Source organism: Bacillus cereus group sp. BfR-BA-01522 (assembly GCF_022662635.1).
Classification (GTDB): Bacteria; Bacillota; Bacilli; order Bacillales; family Bacillaceae_G; genus Bacillus_A; species Bacillus_A cytotoxicus.
Map to the genome: position 1 here is coordinate 13,309 of NZ_JAKUDY010000019.1, position 19,756 is coordinate 33,064.

Below are 19,756 nucleotides of genomic sequence, written 5' to 3' on the forward strand. Positions count from 1 at the left end.
TCCCCCCATCGTACTCCATACTTCTTTATCTTCGCTTATTTTCCGATTAAATTTTTCAGCGCATTAGCCGCTGCTTCAGCTTCAGCTTTATTTTCCGCATCTGCTTTTGCTTTATATTCCTCCCACTTGTAATACGCTTTATTTTTAGCAGACGTAACGTCTCCTAGCATTTGACGAAAATAGTTGACCATCTCGGTTAATTCCGAATCTTTCTTGTGCCGAGCCGCTTCAAATTCACGGGCAGGAATTTTATCTTGTGGCAATCCATGACTGCTTTCCTCGTAACTACGCTTTGCTGATTCCGCTTCCTCGATTAAAGTTCTCAGTTTACTTTCTTTCGCTTTTAAATATCCATGTAGTTTATCGTAATTATCCCGCTTTCTTTCACTATCTGTATATGAAATATGAAGAAAGTTACCAATGGAATCTATCAAATGCTCCCCCATGTTTTTCCTCCTTTATAAAATAATTGTCTTTTCGATATTTTACATATAGTCCATCTTGTAATTATTTTCGAAATTTTTCTTATATAAGTAATTTCATATGGATATTCTATCAAAAAATAATAGCTATTTCACCATCTATTAAAATAGAATGCTTGTATTGTGTTCCGTTCTGCTAAATGGAATGCAAGAGTCATCCTTATAAATGAGGTGATAACGAAAAAAATCGAAGTGATCTCTCACTTCGAAAAAAAACTGGACTTGTAAAGTTTTATACACTTCCACAATCCTTCTCTTTATTTCAACTTTCCCTCAAATACAATTCTTCTTCCGCATGGTTCTACAACTATTTTCCCATCTTTCTTTACTTCATGAAAGATCGGTTCTTCCATGCGGCGTGATGGCGCATATCCTTCTTGTTCCATACGCGCTAAACAGTCTGTAATTGTTTCATTTTCTTGTACTTCAAATTTCTTCTTTTTAGGTTGTTTTGTCATGTCCTAACCTACTTTCTATTTTTCTTGATGCAAATTGATTTTTCATATATGCGATATATAAAAGTGCAATGACTGCCATTATCAGCATAACGGCTATAAAAAAGCTTGTATACTGTATTCTTTCAATAAATACGCCTCCTAATACAGGTCCTAAAATACTTCCTATACTAAAGGAAATTCCCGATAATATATTCCCAGCGGGCAGCAAATGTCTCGGTAATAAATCCGTCATAAATCCAAGCCCTAATGAGAAACACGAGCCAATTACCATCCCAACTAGAAGCATACACCCAAATACAATCCAATAATACTCATCAAATAGAGCGGCAATTAAGAAAATGATTGTACTTACGCTGAAGGTCCACGTTAAAATTCGATCTCTTCCATATTTATCACTTAATATACCAAGTGGTATTTGTGTAATAATCCCTCCGACTGCAAATGCAGGTAATAAGAACGATACATCGGATACAGACCATCCTTTTCGAAGTGCATATACTGGTAAGTTGCTATTTAGCATGGCTTCTAACACGCCGTATGCTAATGGGCCTATTAATGCAATCCATGCGAAAAGAATGACTTGTTTATAACGTGAGAAAGATGTCCCACCATCCTTTCCATTTTCTTCTTGTATTGGAAATGCATTTTTTGTCGGAAGCAATAGTAACCACCCGATTAAACAAAGAATTGTTGATACAATAAATGGCGTTGCGAGTCCATATTGGACAGTGCTAGCTAAATACGGACCTACTGCAAATCCAATCCCGAAAAAGACTCCATATATAGACACTTGTTTTCCGATTTTATTTCGATCCGCAGTTGTCGTAATCCATGTTTGCGTTCCAACATGAAGCATATGATCTCCTACCCCAACGAAAAAACGAAGAATAAACCAGGCCCAAAATGAAAATATTTGGGTAAAAAAGAATAATGAAATAATAACGAGAAATCCACCTATTACAATCACCGGTTTCATTCCAAATCGTTGCATTGGTTTTTCAAGCCATGGTGAAATAAATAAAATTCCGATATATAATGCGGTTGCATGAAGGCCATTAAAACTAGAACGAATTCCCTCTTGTTCAAAAATCATTGCGATAGCTGGCAATAACATCCCTTGTGACAAACCAGAAATTGCAACAATCCCCACCATAATCCAAAATGTAAAGCGCATTGACATTCTCTTCCCTCCCCCTTTTCATACTCACCAAAGCTTATTATAAACTGTTTTCACAACAACGTGTACAAATCGAACAAGAAAAAAGAAGCAAGAAGATGTCTCTTCTCACTTCTTACCCATCCCACACTTTTGCCTTTATAATATGAGGAAAATGTTTATAAAAAGGACTTGTATATACTACCGAACCGTATAGAACAGGATATGCTGGAACAAATGAAGGAACGTAACTTGACAAATATGGGAAGAACGGTGGTTCAACCACTTGCATATACGTCGGATGAATCAGCACTTTTTTATACGAATGCCCATCATAAGGAGATTGAAATATAAGAGAAGGTTCATGCATTCTAAACGGGATCATATTTTTATTCCTCCTTTGATACAAATACTACAGTATATGTATCATTTGTATCTTCTGGAAGAACTTATTTACCATTTAACCAATTTGTTACGTGCTGAATATATTCATCTAAGCAATCAATGAATGGGGAATGCCCACAATCTTTTAATATCGTTAACTTTGCATGAGGAAGATGTTTCGCCAATTCTTCTCCCACCACTTGCGGAACAACATAATCTCGATCCCCTTGCAAGACAAGCGTTGGTACCTGTACATGATGAATATGCCCATTTCCTGGTACTACTCCATTATGCTCATCTGAAATATTAAACGTAATTAAAGCATAGTTAACATCAACGAAATTACGCTGCGTTAACATATCATCTAAATATTTGTCATAGCGCTCTGGATCTGGTTGATTATGTGTATAAATTAACATATTCCATAACGTTCGGTAGTAGAGCTTGTTCATCTTTTTTATTGCCTCTAAAACAGGCACAATTTGAACAGGGTCTTGCGCGATTTCTTCTTTCGTTTTTAATAATGTAGATACGATTGGTTGCCCATTCACATCTTTTTTAAAGATTGGATATCCTTTCATGCCAACAGATTCTACTAAAATAAGGTTCTTAACCAGCTCTTTATGGGAAGCTACAAATTCCATTGCAACTCCGCCTCCCATCGACCAACCCATCAATGAAAACTCTTTTAATTGTAGTTCATTAATCCATAACTTCACATCATCTGCAAAATCTCGTAAAGAATCAATTGGTCTATGATATGTGGATTGTCCGAATCCCCTTAAATCAATCGCATAAATATGATATTGATTCTGCAATTGTTCTATAACTAAATCCCAATGCTGCGAGGATGTCATATTTCCGTGAATGAGTACAAGTATTTCTTTATTTTGCCTTCCGACATCTTGGTATGCGATTGTTTCCCCATTGGGTAACGAGACAAACTCCATTGTTGCAGACTTAGGCATCACAAGTTCCCCCATTCATTTTTAATAGAAAGAAAATTCCAACTTAAACTTAGAATAACATGTAGAATATATGTTCTCAATATAAAATCTATACAAAAATTTTACATAAAACAACATGTCCATCACTAGACAATTTTGACAAAAAAGTATATAGTTAGCTAGGTAACTAATTTGAAAGGATTAAATAAATGGACGAAAAACAGCACTTTTTTCATGTTGTCAGTCAAACATCTCGTAAGTTTACGAAGAAATTTAATGAACGTGTATCATCTACAGGTTTATTTAGTGCGCAGTGGGCTGTCATTTTCCGTATTCATCAAACAGGCCCTTGCACACAAAGGGAACTGTGTCAATACTTAAATGTTGAATCTCCAACAATGACTCGTACATTAACACGTATGGAATCTATGGGCTGGATTATTCGAACGGAGGGAAAAGATCGCCGAGAAAAGCTTATTTCCTTATCAGAAACTGCACTGGAGATGATTCCAGTATGGCAACAAGAAGTTGCTGCTTTCGAAGAAAAAGCACTGCAGAATATTAGTAAAGAAGAGATGCAACGAACATTTCAAGTATTACAAACGATTATTCAAAATCTAAATCATTAAAATTGGAGGGATGATTATGCAGAGTAAAAGACTTTGGACGAAGGACTTCCTTGGAACTTGTTTCAGTAGTCTATTTATCTTTTTAACATTTTACATGCTTATGACCACTTTACCGGTCTATGTCATTGATGGTCTGAAAGGAAAACCAGAAGAAATCGGTTTAGTCGCAACCGTTTTCCTGATTTCTTCTGTACTATGTCGCCCCTTTACAGGAAAATGGCTTGATGATTTAGGAAGAAAGAAAATATTATTTATTTCTCTTTCTCTATTTTTAGCCGCTACCGTTATGTACTTTGGTGTACAAAGTTTCTTTTTATTGCTTGCCCTTCGCTTTCTACATGGAATTGGATTCGGGATGGCAACGACAGCAACAGGTACGATCGTAACAGATGTTGCACCACCGCATCGTCGTGGTGAAGCACTTGCCTATTTCGGTGTATTTATGAGCCTGCCGATGGTAATCGGTCCTTTTTTAGGTTTAACAATTATTGCGCACTTCTCATTTACTGTTTTATTTATGATTAGCTCTATATTTTCATTATTTGCATTTTTACTTGGTTTACTCGTAAAGATTCCACATGAACAACCAGTAAAGAAACAAGATCACGAAAAAATGAAATGGAAAGATCTCATCGAACCATCATCGATTCCGATTGCTCTAACAGGTTTTATTCTAGCATTTTCATATAGTGGTATTTTATCCTTTATTCCCATTTACGCCAAAGAGCTTGGTTTAGAAGAAATGGCAAGTTACTTCTTTATTTTATACGCGCTTGTTGTTGTACTATCTCGTCCATTTACTGGAAAGATGTTTGACCGTTTTGGTGAGAATATGCTTGTGTATCCTTCTATTATTATTTTCACAGTTGGAATGTTTATCTTAAGTCAAGCACAAACATCATTTTGGTTCCTTGGTGCAGGCATATTAATCGGTTTAGGGTACGGAACACTGATTCCAAGTTTCCAAACCATCGCCGTTTCATCTGCTCCAAATCATCGCCGCGGTTCTGCAACAGCTACGTATTTTTCATTCTTTGACAGCGGTATTGGGATTGGTTCTTCCGTTTTAGGTATTATAGCTGCAAGATCAAGTTATCATAATATGTATTTCATCGCTGCGATTGTCGTTGCCTTTACATTGCTTATTTATTACGTTTTACATGGTAGAAAACAGAAATTCAAAAGACAACGTACAGACGGACAAATGTCTGCTTAACATTCATAAGGAAAGTAAACTTCTCTGTTTACTTTCCTTATTTTGTATTTCAAAAATAACAAGCGTATACTTATAATAGAAATGATAAGGAGGTACATCCATGAATGTAAAAAAATCTCCCCTCTTATTGCTTATTCTCACACTGTTATTTATCATAACAGGACTTGGATTTGCTTTTTTTAAACACAACAAAATAACGCCTTCTAAAGATACGGTAACAAAAGAAAATTGGTTACAAGACCCATACTTACGTTGGTCCTATACAAATATGAAAGAATTGGCCCTTATTCATGAAGTACATAATGACCCAAACAACGTTACGCACTTCCCTATCGCACTACAAAATTTAGATCGTTTCTCTATAAAACAAGAAATTGGGCGAGATATTCCTTTAAAAAAATTATTAGATGAAAATAAAACCGATGCATTTGTCGTTGTGCATAATGGAAAGCTTGTTTACGAACGCTATTTCAATGGATACAATCCAAATACCCCACACGGAATGGCATCTTTAGCGAAAGTATTTACCGGTGCACTCATCCAATCTTTTATTGAAGAAAAGCGCATCGATGCAAACCAGACTGCCGAAACATATGTGAAAGAATTGCAAGGCACCCCATTTGGAAAAGCGACAATTCAGCAGTTAATGGACATGCAAGTGTCTGTTGAATATCCTACGCATGGATTCAGACAGCCCGGGCTAGAAAACCAAGATGCACAATTGTATTTAGCTAGCAATATGCTGCCGCGCCACTCAAATTATGATGGTCCGATGAATATTTATGATTTGTTACGCGAGGCAAAAGAGACTGCCCCGCCCGGAACTACTTTTTCTTATAATAATGGATCTACTGAAACACTCGCATGGATTATACGAACAATCACTGGCAAGACTTTAGCTGAAAATGTAAGTGAACGTATTTGGTCAAAAATTGGTATGGAGCAAAATGCTTATTATGTTACCGATGAAACTGGAATTGAACAAGCAAGTGCTGGTTTAAATGCAACGGCAAGAGATATGGCAAAGTTTGGGGAATTGTTGTTACATAATGGACAATATCATGGTATGCAAGTTCTCTCCTCTTCTATTTCAGAAAATATCAAAAGCGTACGTAAAGGTGAATTAGCAATTGAGCAAGGGACATCCATTTCGTATCATAATCAATGGTGGATTCCTCATAACGAACATGGTGCCTTCGAGGTGCTTGGAAGCTATGGGCAACGCCTTTATATCGATCCAAAAACAAATATGGTCATTGTCCATTTTTCATCTAATGCTGCCCCAAGCAGTGATGTACATACAACATATTCCGATATGTATGTAGATATCGCTAAACATTTAGAAAAGCTTTCACATGAGTGAGAGCTTTTCTTTTTAAATATCTGAATTTTCAGTTTAATAAAGGTTATTGTACTCCATGTAGCGAATAGTTACAAAAAATATGAAGGAGGTTGATGAACTTGTTTCGCTCTTTTACAAATGGCTGCGTCGCTCTTGTGCAACGCTTTTTACCAGAACCGTTTATTTTATCCTGTTTGTTAACTGTTTTTGTCATTTTCTTTGGCATGTTTGCTACAGAGCAATCCCTCATTCAAATGATTGCTCATTGGGGTGATGGCATTTGGGGGCTATTATCCTTCGCGATGCAAATGGCCCTTGTACTTGTTACCGGCTCCGCTTTAGCAAATGCCCCGCTAATTCGGAAAGGTTTGATGAAAGCGGCTCAGTTACCAAGAACAAGCGGGCAAGGTATTATCGCTATCTCTATCGTTAGTTTGTTAGGAGCCTACATAAATTGGGGGTTTGGCATTGTTGTCTCCGTTTTATATGCTAAAGAAGTTGCCAAGCATATAAAAGAATTAGACTATCGTCTTGCAATCGCTTCCTCTTACTCTGGATTTCTCATCTGGCATGCTGGACTTTCTGCCTCTATTCCACTAACATTAGCGTCCGGAGGGGAGACGTTAATAAAAACAACGGCTGGTAGCCTAAAAGAAGCAATTCCCATTACCGAAACATTATTTTCACCATATGCTCTTGTTCCTATCATTGTCTTTTTTATTACAATGCCACTTATCAATAGAGCAATGCATCCAGATGCGAATCATACTGTTACTGTTGCTCCAAATGTATTTCATGAAGAAGCAGCCGCTCAAGAAACAGAAGTTCGTACTTTTGCTGAGAAAATGGAAAACAGTATTTGGATTACGATTTGTATCGGTCTTTTAGGAATCATTTATATGATCCATTACTTTAGTACAAAAGGCTTTAATCTCACGCTCGATATCGTGATTTTTATATTATTAATCGCCGGCCTTATTTTTCATCGTACACCTATTCAATATATTCGTGCCTTTTCCGAATCAACAAAAAGCGCTTCCGGCATTTTATTACAGTTCCCGTTTTATGCTGGCATTATGGGAATGATGATGGGTGCAAATAGCGAAGGACTTTCACTTGGCGGAGCTATTTCAAATTTCTTTATTCAAATCTCTAACGAAACAACCTTCCCATTATTCACATTTTTAAGTGCAGGAATTGTCAATATCTTCGTTCCATCCGGAGGGGGGCAGTGGGCCGTACAAGCTCCGATTATGATTCCAGCTGGTGCAGAGCTCGGTGTTCCCGCTGCGAAAACGGCGATGGCCATCGCTTGGGGAGACGCTTGGACAAATTTAATCCAGCCATTTTGGGCATTACCAGCTTTAGCAATTGCAGGATTAGGTGCTCGCGATATGATGGGATTTTGTGTGATTCATTTACTCTACGCAGGAGCCATCATCGGTTTATGCTTACTTTTCATTTAAATGATCATACCAAAAAGCTAGTTTTTATACTAGCTTTTCTTCTTTCATTTCTATTTTTCTTAATACACGAGCTAGATAAAAAGTTGAAATTGTTAAGATAAACCATATCCAAAATACATTATATGGTGAAGTGCAATAGACATTAATCACTCATATGATACTTCATTTTCTACACAAGCAATCACTCTTCTCCATTGCACAATAGATAGTTGTAACGGTTCATATTTCAACACATTGGTTAAAGCACTTTCTATATATGCCGGATTTTCACTTAAAAAATCCCAACAGAGTACTTTTGGGAGATAATACGCTTGAAATGTTTCACTTTCTTTTATAAGCTGATCAACCTCCCGCTCACAAATTCCTCTTGCTAAATAATCGGTCCTTAATTCCTGATATACGTTTTGAGAATGCTCGCGATACTGTTTCAGTTGGAGCAAACACATTATATATGTGCGAAATACATCATCTTGCCGCTCACAACATTCCATAATTCTTTCCACTTCACTCATCGTTACTCACTTCCCTTACATCCCCAAAGTAAAATTAAAAATTCTCTTTCTGTAATATATTTTCTACAATCTTTACATTTTTAGAGTTCTTTAATAGTCTTTGTATAACTTTTATCAATTCTTCTTTCTCTAATGTTTGTAGCTTTTCTCTCATCACCTCTTCTCCAATACTTTGAATTTCATATACAACTGCTGCCATATGCTTACAATAGTTTTCATAAGGACACTCACAACTACTGCTTATAAAGTCTTCAAGATGAATCACTACCTCATAATCTCCGTAGTTCCCTCTTACAAGTGCAAATACTTTATCATTATGTACTTCTACATCTTCTACATATCCCTCTTCATAATATTCACACCCTCTATTAATAATGTGCTTAGGAATCCATTTTTTCATCTCGTTTATTAAAAAAGCGTACATAGAACTGTCCTTCCTTCCTTAAATTCCCTTTTGACTTCATTTTATATCATGTGGTATTCTATTACATGTCAAGTAGCAAGCCTATAAGACAACACAACTGACACCTAATCGGCAAAGGTGTCTCTTTTCATGTTTAGCCGAATGAATGGCCTCTTTCAAGGCATATTCAACTTTTAATACTACACACTCAACACCATTCCCTTGTATCAGGCTGCTTTCGCAGTCTTTTACTCTACATATCGTCATAATTTTCGAATAATTAATAGCATAAAGTGAAATTTTAATCAGTGGGGGTTCCTTCATCCCCACTGATTATGAGCCCTCAAATAGCAGGATAAAAAAGAGAGGCTAGCTCCCTTTTCGCGCCTTATAATAAACACCTTTTTCACTATGATGGCATTCATCATTGGCTAAAGTAATTTTCCCATCTAGTTTTAACTCATCTAATAGTCTTGATAAATAAAATTGGTGTAACATTTTTTTTGTAAATTTCCCCTCATGATTCGATTCGATATAGTCTTGAATATCTGCCAATGATATCGCTTTATCCTGTTCCATCATATATTCATATACTGCATTACGCAGTTTTACGTACTTTTCAAGTTTCACCGTATATTTGCAGCCCCTTTCTTCTTATTCTCTTATGATTGAATGTTTTTTTATAATAAAAAAACCTCTTCGATAAGAAGAAGTTACGTTTCATCTCTTCATCTTATCTTTCAGAACAAATATGTTCTGCTGGAATTAGCACCTGCATCGCGGTTGCTGGGTTTCTTTGGGCCAGTCCCTCCACCTCTCTGGATAAGAAAATATTCACTTTATCTCCAATGATACCCACTTCTCTTATAAATGTCAAATCATAAACATGCTTATGTTTTTTATAAATATCCCATACTACAAGTATACGCAAAAAGCAGGACTTGATAATGGCGAAACATGCGCGCAGATATGTTCTAGATTCCTTTTATTCTTTGCAAAGATGTGATGATACTGTTTACCTTTTAGAACAAAAATAGAAATAAACCGTAATCGGTGCTGGATTTTACGTATAATCTTGTCCAACTCTCTTAGTTCTCACGAATTTTCAAAGTAGAAGTGTTACTGCTCATCCATATCAAAAATCGAACCCTTCTTTACATTGTATACGGTAACACTAGTAGCGATACTATGAAAAAATAGACTGAATTGAAAATCTCTAAAATCCCTACTTTTAAAATAGAAATTTTCTTACCATATAATAAAATGGCTCGAATTAAACTCGGAAGGAATAGAAGAGAAAAAAGCGGACTCCAAATACATAATAGAATTGGTAACATAATATGATATCCCCAAGATAGATTGCGATATAACAAATTATGTTTTTCCCGTATCATTGTCTTCACATAAAACGTACTTCCTAAAAAATAAAGAAAGGATACAGCCGCTATCCATAATGCAACCGTGTCAACAGTTTTCATTGAAAAATAATAACCAATTAGACTACCGATACAAAAAATGATTATAGCACAAATGTCATTTGTTAATGCGCGTTCCTTTTTTTGATGAGCAAAATATATATTCACTATAAAAAGAGGAATAAGGATACCAATAAACATAACAATTTTCCATTCGTATAATAATGATATTATCCCAAATATGCCCGCAATCATAAAATATAATAAAGCGGCATATAGAAACTCCTTTTTTCGTCTCTGCTTCATATACATAAGAAATGGATAGGTTGCCAAATATATAAATAACCAAGCAAGAAATAAGGGAATATGATATATAGTAGGATTACCAAGTAATATGCTAAGTAAAAATGGAATAAGCAGCATTCCCCATGCACCATGCTGCTTTGGAATTACAAGCTTCATATGTTTTTGCATCTCCTCTTTGAAAACTTTTCTCATTCACTATTATATAAAAATCCCATACAAAAATTAGAATATATTCAATCAATTTCTTGACACTTTTGTGGATAAAAAAAATACTTCTTACCTTCGTAAGAAGTATGAAAGAGGCAAACGAATATGTAAGTCGCGACCCTACTCTATATGAGTATGCTGTAATGGTTTCACATATTCACTAACTATTCGTATTCAAAATGCCATATTTCTTTTTAAATCTCATTAAAATCTTAATCCATGCAGAGCTAAATAACATAAGAAAGATCACATTTGAAATGGCATGACTTATATCAAAATAAAAACTTGTCGCATAATATGAAAGAAGCGATTTCCACGTCACATCTTGTATAAAACCAAGAAGTCCCCAGGCATTCATAATCCAGCCAAAGAAAAAGCCTGCTAAAAAGCCGAAAATCACTCTTCCAAGCAACTTTTCCATCATCCATGTGTTACGAAAACAGCCAGCTATAAACCCGATCATTCCCCACGAAAACATTTGCCATGGTGTCCAAGGACCTTGTCCTAAAAAAATATTAGATACAATCGCTGCTGTTGCACCAATCATAAATCCTGCTTCGCTTCCAAACACAACCGCCGATACAATGATAACAAATGAAGTTGGTTGCACACTCGGTATAATAGAAAATGGGACACGACTAACAGCCGCTATAGCCGCTAAAACAGCTACCATCACAATTTCACGTGAAACAAACGCGCGCTTTTCAAAACGTATATAAAATGGCAACATCGCCAAAAAGAGCAATAAAAAGCTAGACAATATATAATGTTTGCTCATGATAAGCGATGTAAAAAGAAGTGTACTGACAATGACTAGAAAAAAACAGACTATAAAAGTAAAGTATCGTTTGGACACGCTTCGTACACATCCTCCCACGTTAATGCATAAGGCAACCTTTTCCGAATAAAACGGTTAATCGCTGTTGTATAAAAGAAGTTACCGCTAAAAAATTCTTTTGATGCATCATTTATCATTACCTTTCCATCAAATAACATCATACACTGCTCCACATATTTTGCAGCAAATTCAATATCGTGTGTTGCCATGACGATCGTTGTTCCTTCTCTTTGTAAAGCTTGAAACAACCGGCCTAATTTTTCTTTTTTTGCTGGATCTAACCCTTTTGTCGGCTCATCTAATAATAATAAACTAGGCTTTGATAATAGCGCGATACATAATGCAAGGAGTTGTTGTTCTCCACCGCTACAATCATGTGGATAACGTTCACAAATAGAACGAAGCCAAAACCGATCTAGCATATTTTCTGTCACTACATTTGCTTCTGCTCCATACAATTCACGGGCTCGCTCAAATATTTCTTCCCTCACTGTATCACAGGAAAAATGATAGTATGGATGTTGCGATACATATCCAATTTGTTGAAACCTTTCCTTCGAATGAAGTTTATGAATCGCTTCTCCATTCCAGCGTACTTTTCCTCTTCTTACTTTTTGTAAGCCTGCTAAAACAGTTAACAATGTCGATTTTCCCGTACCATTTTTTCCGACAAGTGCGATCCATTTTCCTCTTTCAATACATAGCGTTAAATCTTGTAAAACAAACGGACTATGTTTTTCATATTGAAACGATATATGATCTGCTTCTAATATAATATCTTCTTGTTTCGCTTGCTTTTTACTCTGCTTTTCTATCACCATTCCAGAGCGAAGATGCGACTGAGCCTCACGCACTGTAAAAGGAATACTCCCTACATTCCATTCTAAAAATAATCTTGGAATTTGCGGAATAAAGGGATGCATCTTTTCATGTTGCCACATATTCGCTACAACAGCTGCTGGTTTCCCGTCATACTTAATACGCCCATTTTCCATACATATAAGTCTTGATGCAAGAGGAATGACTTCATCTAAACGATGTTCACTCATCACAATCGTAATCCCAAGTTCTTCGTTAATCCGCTTTAAAAGACTTAAGAAATCTTTTGCGGCAATGGGATCTAACTGTGCTGTCGGCTCATCCAACAATAATAATTTAGGTTGCAAAACTAGAACAGCTGCTAAATTTACAAGTTGCTTTTGCCCTCCAGATAAAGTATGAACAGATTGATGTAGCAAGTCTTGAAAGCCTAAAAAGCTAATGAGCTCTGCAATTCTTTTTTGAATCATATGAGATGGAAGTCCAATATTTTCTAAAGAAAAAGCCATTTCTTGTATAACTGTATCCATAACAAGTTGATTTTCAGGATTTTGGAATACCATGCCAACCTCTTGTGCCGATAATATATCTGGTATTTCCTGCAAATGAACTCCCTCATAAAAAATATCGCCTCTTCGTTTTCCAATCGGGAGTAATTCTTTTTTGAAATGTTTTAAAAGCGTTGTCTTTCCGCATCCTGATTCGCCTGCTAATACAATAAATTCACCATGTGTAACAGATAAAGAAACGTCTGCTAAAGCTTCTACGTCTTCATCAGCATATATAAACGATACATTCTTCATTTCTGCATGCGCCACCATATCCATTCCCTCCCCTCCATCATAATAGGTAAACTAATAAACAAAATAAATAAAACAAATTGTATACCATCATATTGCTGAAACAGAATCGTTTCTACTCTCGGATAAATAAGCAGTTTACCAGCCCCATAAAAGCTAAATAAACAGCAAACAAGTAATACAATTATAAAATAGATGACTACAAACCAATCTTGCTTAGCCATTCGATATCGAATATATGTACTTCGCTTTGTAATCCCAAACCCTCGCGCCTGCATAGAATCTGCTGTTTGCAGCGCCTCTTCTAGCGAGCAAACAAGCAATACTTGCAAAAGCTTCATTCCGTTTTTCAGTCGCTCTGTAAGTGAACCTGAATCCAGTTGTACACCTTTTGTTTTTTGAACGAGAGTGATTTGTCGCAGCCTTCTTATAAACAACGGAACAAAGCGGACTGTAATCATCGTTAAAAGTGCAACTTTCGGAGAAATTCTCGAAAATAAATATAAAAATTTATGACTTGAAATCGTATCATTGTAAGAAGTAAATGTAAACATAATGGCACTTAAAGATAATCCCATGACAATGCCATACATACACGCTTCAAATGTAATGCGATTATCCCCTAAACGAAATAATGTCGTCGCTCCTCTATGCGTGAATAAAGCATTCAGCGCAATAATGAGCAGAAAAAAAAGAAGCGTACTTGGCAGCATTTTTCTTATTTTTTCACCATTGCCTTGCATGATGTTCAAAATGAGTAGCAAAATAATGGCGCTCATTAAAAAAAGAGGATGAAGACACACCATACAGAGTATCATCACCCCAATATAATAGATAAAATTTACAAAAGGATGTAAAGAAGAAAAAATAATTTTCATAACCCTTTACCCAATGCCCTTTCCTAATTTAACACATATACCCATTCAATTTTATCTCCTGGCTTCACTGTCACTGCACCAGCACTTCGGTTTGGAAAAGTTCCATTTACACGATATTTCCATCCGCTCGTACTCGCTACATCTTTTTCGTATAAATCATTAATACCTTTTACATAAATACTATTTCCAAATCCACTTGCATCTACATCTAATCCTGTACGCTGCAATACTTTATAAACGGTGTCTCCTTCTTGCACATCCACTTTAGTTGCACCTAGTAAATACCCTTCATGCCCTTTCACAGAAATTGTAACTTGTTGTTTCTGCTGTTGTGGATCTGTCTTAGGGTCATGCTTCGGAACGACTGGTTGCGGAGCTGACTGTTCCTGCTTTGGCGTTTCTTTTGGCTCATGAACAATTTCCGGCTCTTTGTTCGCTTCAGGCTGTTCTTGCTGTTTTGATTCGGCCTTTTCTTCATTTCCTTTTTGTTGTTCAAGTGGTTGTTCTTCAGAAGCTACTGTTTGTTCTTTTTGCTCTTCTTGTTTTACTTCAGGCTGTTCTTTTTGCTCTTTTTGTTTCTCACTTGATTGTTCTTCTGCTTGTTTTTTCTCTTCTAATTGCTCTTCATTTGATTGCGGTTGTTCCGGTTGTTTTTGCTCTTCTTGTTTCGGTTCATCCTGTTTTTCTGCTTGCTTTTCAACCTCTTTTTGTTCCGTCTGTTTAGAGGCAACTTGCTGCTTAGGCTTTATTTCGTTTTGCCCACATCCTACAAGCAAACTAAATGATAAAACAAGCGTGAAAAACCATTTCATCATGTTCATGTTATTTTCACCTTCCCTAATAAAATTAGGAGCAAATCATTGCTCCTAAATTTTTGTTAAGCTGCTTTTCGTCTCCATAAAGCGTATGCAGAAGCAATACATATTACACCCATTCCGACCGGTATAGCGGCTTCACCAGTTGCTGCTCCTGTTTTTGGTAATTGACGAGTTTGTGTCGTTTTCTCATTATGATGGTCTACTTCTTCTTGTACAGCAACATGTAATGGTTCATCTTTCGGTTGTTGCATTTGTTCTCTCATCTCTTGTTCAACTACCGGTGCTTCTACCTCAGACTCTACAATTGGTTGATTTGGAATTTCAGCTTCCATTCGATCATTTGACCAATCATAAATAGAACCGTTCTGATCTAAAAATGCTTTATACTGAATCAACGCTAAAAGTGCTTGTTCAGTAGCCATGGTGTTGCCTTCTGCATCGCTTGGCAACCACTTAAATTCACCATTCTCTAGTTGATAAGAAAGAAGATTTTGCACTGCATTTCCATTCTTTTTCGTAAACTTAGATTCAGTTGGATTACTTCCTATCGCCGATAAACCTAATACAGCTTGTGCAACACTGTTAGCATTCTCTTGGCCATCTGCCTCAAATCCACCGTTTTCTAATTGTTTACTTGATAAATATTGTTCTGCCTTCGCAATAGCTTCTTTTACTTCTTGTTGATTTTGATAAGGTGCTAACGCAGCTAACACCATCCCTGTTACATCTATACTACTAGCATCTTCCTTACTACTTTCCACATTATATGTCCAACCACCATCTGTATGCTGTGCATGTAAGATTTCTTGCACTAAAGCAACGCGGCTCCATTTCGCTCCTACTGGCACTTCATATTTTTTTGTATCAAGCGCAATTAACGCAAATGTATAGCCGGTAACAGAATTTAATGTATCCGATTGATAAAGAAGCGGTATCAAATTTTGCCCCGCTACGTTCGTTGGATCTGCATTCATCGCTGTCAATCCGATTACAGTTCTCGCAATATCTGTTGCCGAAAAACGATGTAAACGTTTCTCAACTTTTTTCGTAACCGACTGTACATAATTGATTTTGTCTTCCATTGGCACTGCCTGTCCTGAACGCGACAGTCCAACGGCCATCCAGTCCGTACCAATCCCATCTTGTAACATTCTTTCTGCTGTTTTAGAAATGGCCTCTTCTACTTTTTTCCTTACTTCATTGTTGTCTACATATTGATGCTCTTCTGCTTTTGTATTTTGTTCTAGCTCTGGTTCTTTTGGTTTGTTGGCTTCATCGTTTACTTCTGTCCCTGTATTTTCTTGACTTGTTCCTTCTACGCCTTTATTTTCTCGACTATCTTGTTTTTGTTCATCTTGCTGATTTTGACCCGTTTTACAAGTTCCTATTTTGTCTACAGTTTGTTGCAACGTTTCTTGATTCATATTGTTCCAATCTACAACAAAACGGTATGCGACAACGTCTCCAGAAGTTAATTTATAACTATCTGCTCCTACCATTGCTGCCTTATCGTTCACATCATATGTCCAGCCACTTGTAGCACCGCCCATTAAACCATCGATACCTTTCACAAACATACCGTATTGTGAATTTTCAGCTACTACTTTATCCCCCATGACTTTTTGTAATAAGCTGTAAGCTGTTTCCCCATCTTCAATTGACACTTCTTTCGGACAAAGAATAATGCCTCTTTGCGATTCCCCAATAATCGCAAGCGTTGCTGTTTTTCCTTCCGCAAACGTAATATGTACTGTATTTGCAAATGACACAAATACGAGCGCGACTGACATTATCGATGTCAGCAGCCATTTTTTAAATATTGCCATTCTTAATTATTCCTCCCTTTACTTACTATTGACATAAAAAAGCCCCTTCAAGAGCATACAATCTCACTTTAAAGTGAAAAATCAATTACATACTCTCTACGTATATATAGCATTTCTATTTGTATAGAAAAAACTATGTAGCTCATGAAGACGTGTAATAATATCCATTACTACAAATTCTTCTATTTTAAGGAATCGGTAAACGACGCACCCATATATTCATAAAATAATAAATTTCTGTATTATTTTACTATTGACATAAGATTTTGTCTATGTTTTATTAGATTTATTTTCTAAGATTAATAGATTATTTTTTATGTGAAAAACTTTTTATTCCATGCCTTCATAAAGCTGCTTTTCCGAAACAACCACACCATCTTCATCCGCATACACATATTGATTTGGAATCCAATCGATTACTCCAAAATGTAATGGAACTTCTGTCTCTCCCTTTCCTTCTTTTTTACTTCTTTTCGGCATCGTACCTAACGCCAAATTACCAATATTTATATTTTTTAATTCTTTGGAATCACGAACATAGCCATATACAATAATACCTGCTAATTGTCATTTTTCCGCTATACTCGCCAAATTACCTCCGAGTAATACACAATTTGTAGACGCACTATCATCCACAATGAGAACGGTTCCTGCTGGTACAGTTTTTAATGATTCTTTCACTAAAAGATTATCATCCTTTACTTTCACCGTAGCAATTTTTCCATGAAACTGTTTTTTCCATATGATTGAAAAGTTAGCTAACACACTTGTACCTCATTTTCAAAGGCATCACAAAGACCTGCTGTTTTCCATATGTTTCTCCCTTTCTTCTTTTACATGATATGTTACATATTCTTATATTTTTTTATTTCCCCTGTCTTACATTGCAAAATTTTGTATACTATACATAGAACTATATATAAGGAAGTGTACTATATGAGTAACAAAACAAATGCTTGTCGACTTCTTGACCAACATAAAATCCCGTACGATGTCCACGAGTACGAATGGGATGAAGAAAACTTAAACGCTAAGCATGTCGCAGAACAAATTGATTTACAACTAGAACAAGTTTTTAAAACATTAGTTCTTAGAGGAGACAAAACTGGGGTTCTTATGGCATGTGTTCCTGCCCATAAAGAACTGAATTTAAAAGCACTTGCGTCGGCAAGTCATAATAAAAAAGTGGAAATGGTCCACATGAAAGAAATATTAGGACTGACAGGCTATATTCGCGGAGGAGTTTCACCTTTAGGTGTGAAAAAGAATTATCCATTATATGTGGATGAATCCGCATTGAATTGGGATGTCATTAGTATTAGCGCCGGCAAAAGAGGATTACAAATTTTTCTATCTGGCAAAGATTTCATTCAAGTAAGAAATGCTATGATTGCTTCCATTGTAATATAAAAAAGGAATAGAAAGAAAACTTCCCCTCTCATGCATTGCAGATGGAACATTTAAAAATTATTTATTAATCTATCATCCGCAATCAGCGAAGGCTCGTCTTTGCTGATTTCTATTTTTATTCTACATATTGTTTACATAACATAGTTATGGTGAATATTTTCAAAGAAAAAAGAAGAAACTCCCGTTGTTTCTCCTTTTTTTATATATTCGGTACGTTATGAAAGTTTCGTTAACAATTGACTCAAGTCCTTTTTCGTTTTCGTTGTTAATGATTTCATTTTTGCTATGTCTATTTTTTGTTTCTCCGCTCCTACAATTAATGGATATATACTTTGGCCGATTGTTTTATAATCAGTTGGATGTGAAGCCTCTAACTCTTTTTCAACTACATCCCATTTTTCATTTATTTGTTTTCCCAGCTTATTTACGGTATCTAATTTGGGGTTTGCTGCTAAATGTTTATCCAAACTTTCAACAAGTTGAACAACTTCTTTTACATTTGTTTTGACAGTTACACCTTGCTTCGTACCTTTTGTTGTTTTCCCATTTGTCGTTTGATCTGCCGACTTTGTACTTGTCTCTTTTTCTGTCGTTTTTCCACTCGCCGTTTGATCATCTGTTTTTACACTTGCTTCTTTTCCTGTTGTTTGATCACTCACATTTGTTTCCTTAGTCTTTTGATCTTTCTCTGTCTTTTCATTAGAGGATGTGCTTGTTTCTGTATCTTTCGTTGTAGTCGTTGCATCCGCACTTGCTGTTTTCGCATCTTCTTGGACATTTGTTTGTTCTTGTTTCACTTGATCTTTTTCTGTGGAAGTACCGCTACAAGCTGTCATAGAAAGCATTGTGCCAATCGCTACCGATGCAATTGTTATCTTTTTCATTTTCATAAAAAAGCCCCCTACATTACTAATTTATCCTCTCCCTTTACGATTCTATTTCTTCATACAAATCCCTTTCTGTCCGAACTACTTTCTTCCCGACAGTTATCTTCATATTTTTATCGAATTGCACTATGCATTCCTTGCTGATATTTGTAGATTTTTTACTCATTTAAAAGAAAAGAAAAAAGATATTGTCATATTATCAATCGTATACTTATCAAAAAATCTGCTATTTTGACAATCTCTTTATTTGATAAATAAACATCAGAAAAATCAATTTATTCACTCTGCTGATTAAAGCTTCATTTTATCACATAACATCACCATTGTTTACATAATTATATTATTAATCACTATATATCATCATCAATAATTTCTCCTGTTATTCCCCACCCTATTTCCTTACTAAGTAAGGAAATAAAACGAATTCTATCTATTAGCTCTACATTCACGCTATTTGCAATGAGTCCTTGTTTCAGTGCTATTTTTGCCACTTATAATCCTTTCCCTTTTCATTAAGTAAAAAATAAATCCTCTGCATACATGCAGAGGATTTATTT

General features: G+C 35.9%; 21 protein-coding genes, 1 pseudogene and 1 riboswitch. Of the genes and pseudogenes, 5 read left to right on the forward strand and 17 right to left on the reverse strand.

Going from position 1 to position 19,756, the window contains the following annotated elements; genetic code table 11:
- Window positions 1-35: 35 nt before the first annotated feature.
- From MR059_RS19280 to phaZ, 5 genes are all read right to left on the reverse strand, one after another.
- Complete coding sequence (locus MR059_RS19280; protein WP_012094557.1) at window positions 36-446, reverse strand: hypothetical protein; 411 nt, start codon at window positions 444-446, stop codon at window positions 36-38.
- A gap of 293 nt (window positions 447-739) precedes the next feature.
- Entirely contained in the window at window positions 740-940 is a 201-nt protein-coding gene (locus MR059_RS19285) for an NETI motif-containing protein (protein WP_012094558.1), read from the reverse strand.
- Window positions 924-2,120 (reverse strand): MFS transporter, encoded by a 1,197-nt coding sequence (locus MR059_RS19290; protein ID WP_012094559.1) that lies wholly within the window; start codon window positions 2,118-2,120, stop codon window positions 924-926. Before MR059_RS19290 ends, MR059_RS19285 begins: the two co-directional genes overlap by 17 nt.
- 112 nt (window positions 2,121-2,232) lie before the next feature.
- Window positions 2,233-2,481 carry a hypothetical protein gene (locus MR059_RS19295; RefSeq protein ID WP_048724398.1) on the reverse strand — a complete coding sequence of 83 codons (249 nt, stop codon included), beginning with the start codon at window positions 2,479-2,481 and terminating at the stop codon, window positions 2,233-2,235.
- 64 nt (window positions 2,482-2,545) lie between these two features.
- Window positions 2,546-3,463 carry an intracellular short-chain-length polyhydroxyalkanoate depolymerase gene (gene phaZ, locus MR059_RS19300; RefSeq protein ID WP_176371939.1) on the reverse strand — a complete coding sequence of 306 codons (918 nt, stop codon included), beginning with the start codon at window positions 3,461-3,463 and terminating at the stop codon, window positions 2,546-2,548.
- A gap of 173 nt (window positions 3,464-3,636) precedes the next feature.
- Between phaZ and MR059_RS19305 the strand changes: the two genes are divergently transcribed.
- From MR059_RS19305 to MR059_RS19320, 4 genes are all read left to right on the forward strand, one after another.
- Complete coding sequence (locus tag MR059_RS19305; protein ID WP_087095056.1) at window positions 3,637-4,056, forward strand: MarR family winged helix-turn-helix transcriptional regulator; 420 nt, start codon at window positions 3,637-3,639, stop codon at window positions 4,054-4,056.
- A 16-nt stretch (window positions 4,057-4,072) separates the two neighbouring features.
- On the forward strand, window positions 4,073-5,272 hold the full coding sequence (locus tag MR059_RS19310; RefSeq protein WP_012094563.1) for an MFS transporter: 1,200 nt from the start codon (window positions 4,073-4,075) through the stop codon (window positions 5,270-5,272).
- 100 nt (window positions 5,273-5,372) lie between these two features.
- Window positions 5,373-6,635 (forward strand): serine hydrolase domain-containing protein, encoded by a 1,263-nt coding sequence (locus MR059_RS19315; protein WP_012094564.1) that lies wholly within the window; start codon window positions 5,373-5,375, stop codon window positions 6,633-6,635.
- Window positions 6,636-6,733: 98 nt separating this feature from the next.
- Entirely contained in the window at window positions 6,734-8,080 is a 1,347-nt protein-coding gene (locus MR059_RS19320) for a short-chain fatty acid transporter (RefSeq protein ID WP_012094565.1), read from the forward strand.
- A gap of 146 nt (window positions 8,081-8,226) precedes the next feature.
- On the opposite strand, the gene MR059_RS19325 is transcribed toward MR059_RS19320, so the two are convergent.
- The 10 genes and pseudogenes from MR059_RS19325 to rraA all read right to left on the reverse strand — a co-directional run bounded on the left by MR059_RS19325 (window position 8,227) and on the right by rraA (window position 17,717).
- Window positions 8,227-8,592 (reverse strand): hypothetical protein, encoded by a 366-nt coding sequence (locus MR059_RS19325; protein ID WP_012094566.1) that lies wholly within the window; start codon window positions 8,590-8,592, stop codon window positions 8,227-8,229.
- Between the two features lie 34 nt (window positions 8,593-8,626).
- Window positions 8,627-9,016, reverse strand: a complete 390-nt coding sequence (locus MR059_RS19330; RefSeq protein WP_012094567.1) for an SWIM zinc finger family protein — start codon at window positions 9,014-9,016, stop codon at window positions 8,627-8,629.
- A 348-nt stretch (window positions 9,017-9,364) separates the two neighbouring features.
- The gene (locus MR059_RS19335) at window positions 9,365-9,625 is read right to left on the reverse strand and encodes a hypothetical protein (RefSeq protein WP_012094568.1); all 261 of its coding nucleotides are present in this window, start codon (window positions 9,623-9,625) and stop codon (window positions 9,365-9,367) included.
- A gap of 100 nt (window positions 9,626-9,725) precedes the next feature.
- Window positions 9,726-9,824, reverse strand: a riboswitch (SAM riboswitch).
- A gap of 325 nt (window positions 9,825-10,149) precedes the next feature.
- A complete protein-coding gene (locus MR059_RS19340) occupies window positions 10,150-10,872 on the reverse strand; it encodes a YwiC-like family protein (protein WP_048724407.1) in 723 nt (240 codons plus the stop codon).
- 211 nt (window positions 10,873-11,083) lie between these two features.
- Complete coding sequence (locus MR059_RS19345) at window positions 11,084-11,779, reverse strand: ECF transporter S component (RefSeq protein ID WP_242161943.1); 696 nt, start codon at window positions 11,777-11,779, stop codon at window positions 11,084-11,086.
- Complete coding sequence (locus tag MR059_RS19350; protein ID WP_048724410.1) at window positions 11,752-13,407, reverse strand: ABC transporter ATP-binding protein; 1,656 nt, start codon at window positions 13,405-13,407, stop codon at window positions 11,752-11,754. Before MR059_RS19350 ends, MR059_RS19345 begins: the two co-directional genes overlap by 28 nt.
- Window positions 13,380-14,258 (reverse strand): energy-coupling factor transporter transmembrane component T, encoded by an 879-nt coding sequence (locus MR059_RS19355; protein WP_041809811.1) that lies wholly within the window; start codon window positions 14,256-14,258, stop codon window positions 13,380-13,382. Before MR059_RS19355 ends, MR059_RS19350 begins: the two co-directional genes overlap by 28 nt.
- A gap of 23 nt (window positions 14,259-14,281) precedes the next feature.
- Window positions 14,282-15,079: a DUF4430 domain-containing protein gene (locus tag MR059_RS19360; RefSeq protein WP_087095057.1), complete on the reverse strand. Its 798-nt coding sequence runs from the start codon at window positions 15,077-15,079 to the stop codon at window positions 14,282-14,284.
- A gap of 56 nt (window positions 15,080-15,135) precedes the next feature.
- Complete coding sequence (locus MR059_RS19365) at window positions 15,136-16,902, reverse strand: DUF4430 domain-containing protein (RefSeq protein ID WP_087095058.1); 1,767 nt, start codon at window positions 16,900-16,902, stop codon at window positions 15,136-15,138.
- 330 nt (window positions 16,903-17,232) lie between these two features.
- Window positions 17,233-17,717 (reverse strand): annotated as a pseudogene (gene rraA / locus MR059_RS19370) (ribonuclease E activity regulator RraA).
- 121 nt (window positions 17,718-17,838) lie between these two features.
- Between rraA and ybaK the strand changes: the two are divergent.
- Window positions 17,839-18,312, forward strand: a complete 474-nt coding sequence (ybaK, locus tag MR059_RS19375) for a Cys-tRNA(Pro) deacylase (protein ID WP_048724414.1) — start codon at window positions 17,839-17,841, stop codon at window positions 18,310-18,312.
- A 215-nt stretch (window positions 18,313-18,527) separates the two neighbouring features.
- Here ybaK and MR059_RS19380 read toward each other — a convergent pair whose 3' ends face one another.
- Together MR059_RS19380 and MR059_RS19385 are read right to left on the reverse strand one after the other, a co-directional pair.
- Window positions 18,528-19,202, reverse strand: a complete 675-nt coding sequence (locus MR059_RS19380; RefSeq protein WP_048724415.1) for a hypothetical protein — start codon at window positions 19,200-19,202, stop codon at window positions 18,528-18,530.
- Window positions 19,203-19,549: 347 nt separating this feature from the next.
- The gene (locus MR059_RS19385) at window positions 19,550-19,690 is read right to left on the reverse strand and encodes a hypothetical protein (protein WP_162533162.1); all 141 of its coding nucleotides are present in this window, start codon (window positions 19,688-19,690) and stop codon (window positions 19,550-19,552) included.
- Between the last annotated feature and the right edge of the window lie 66 nt (window positions 19,691-19,756).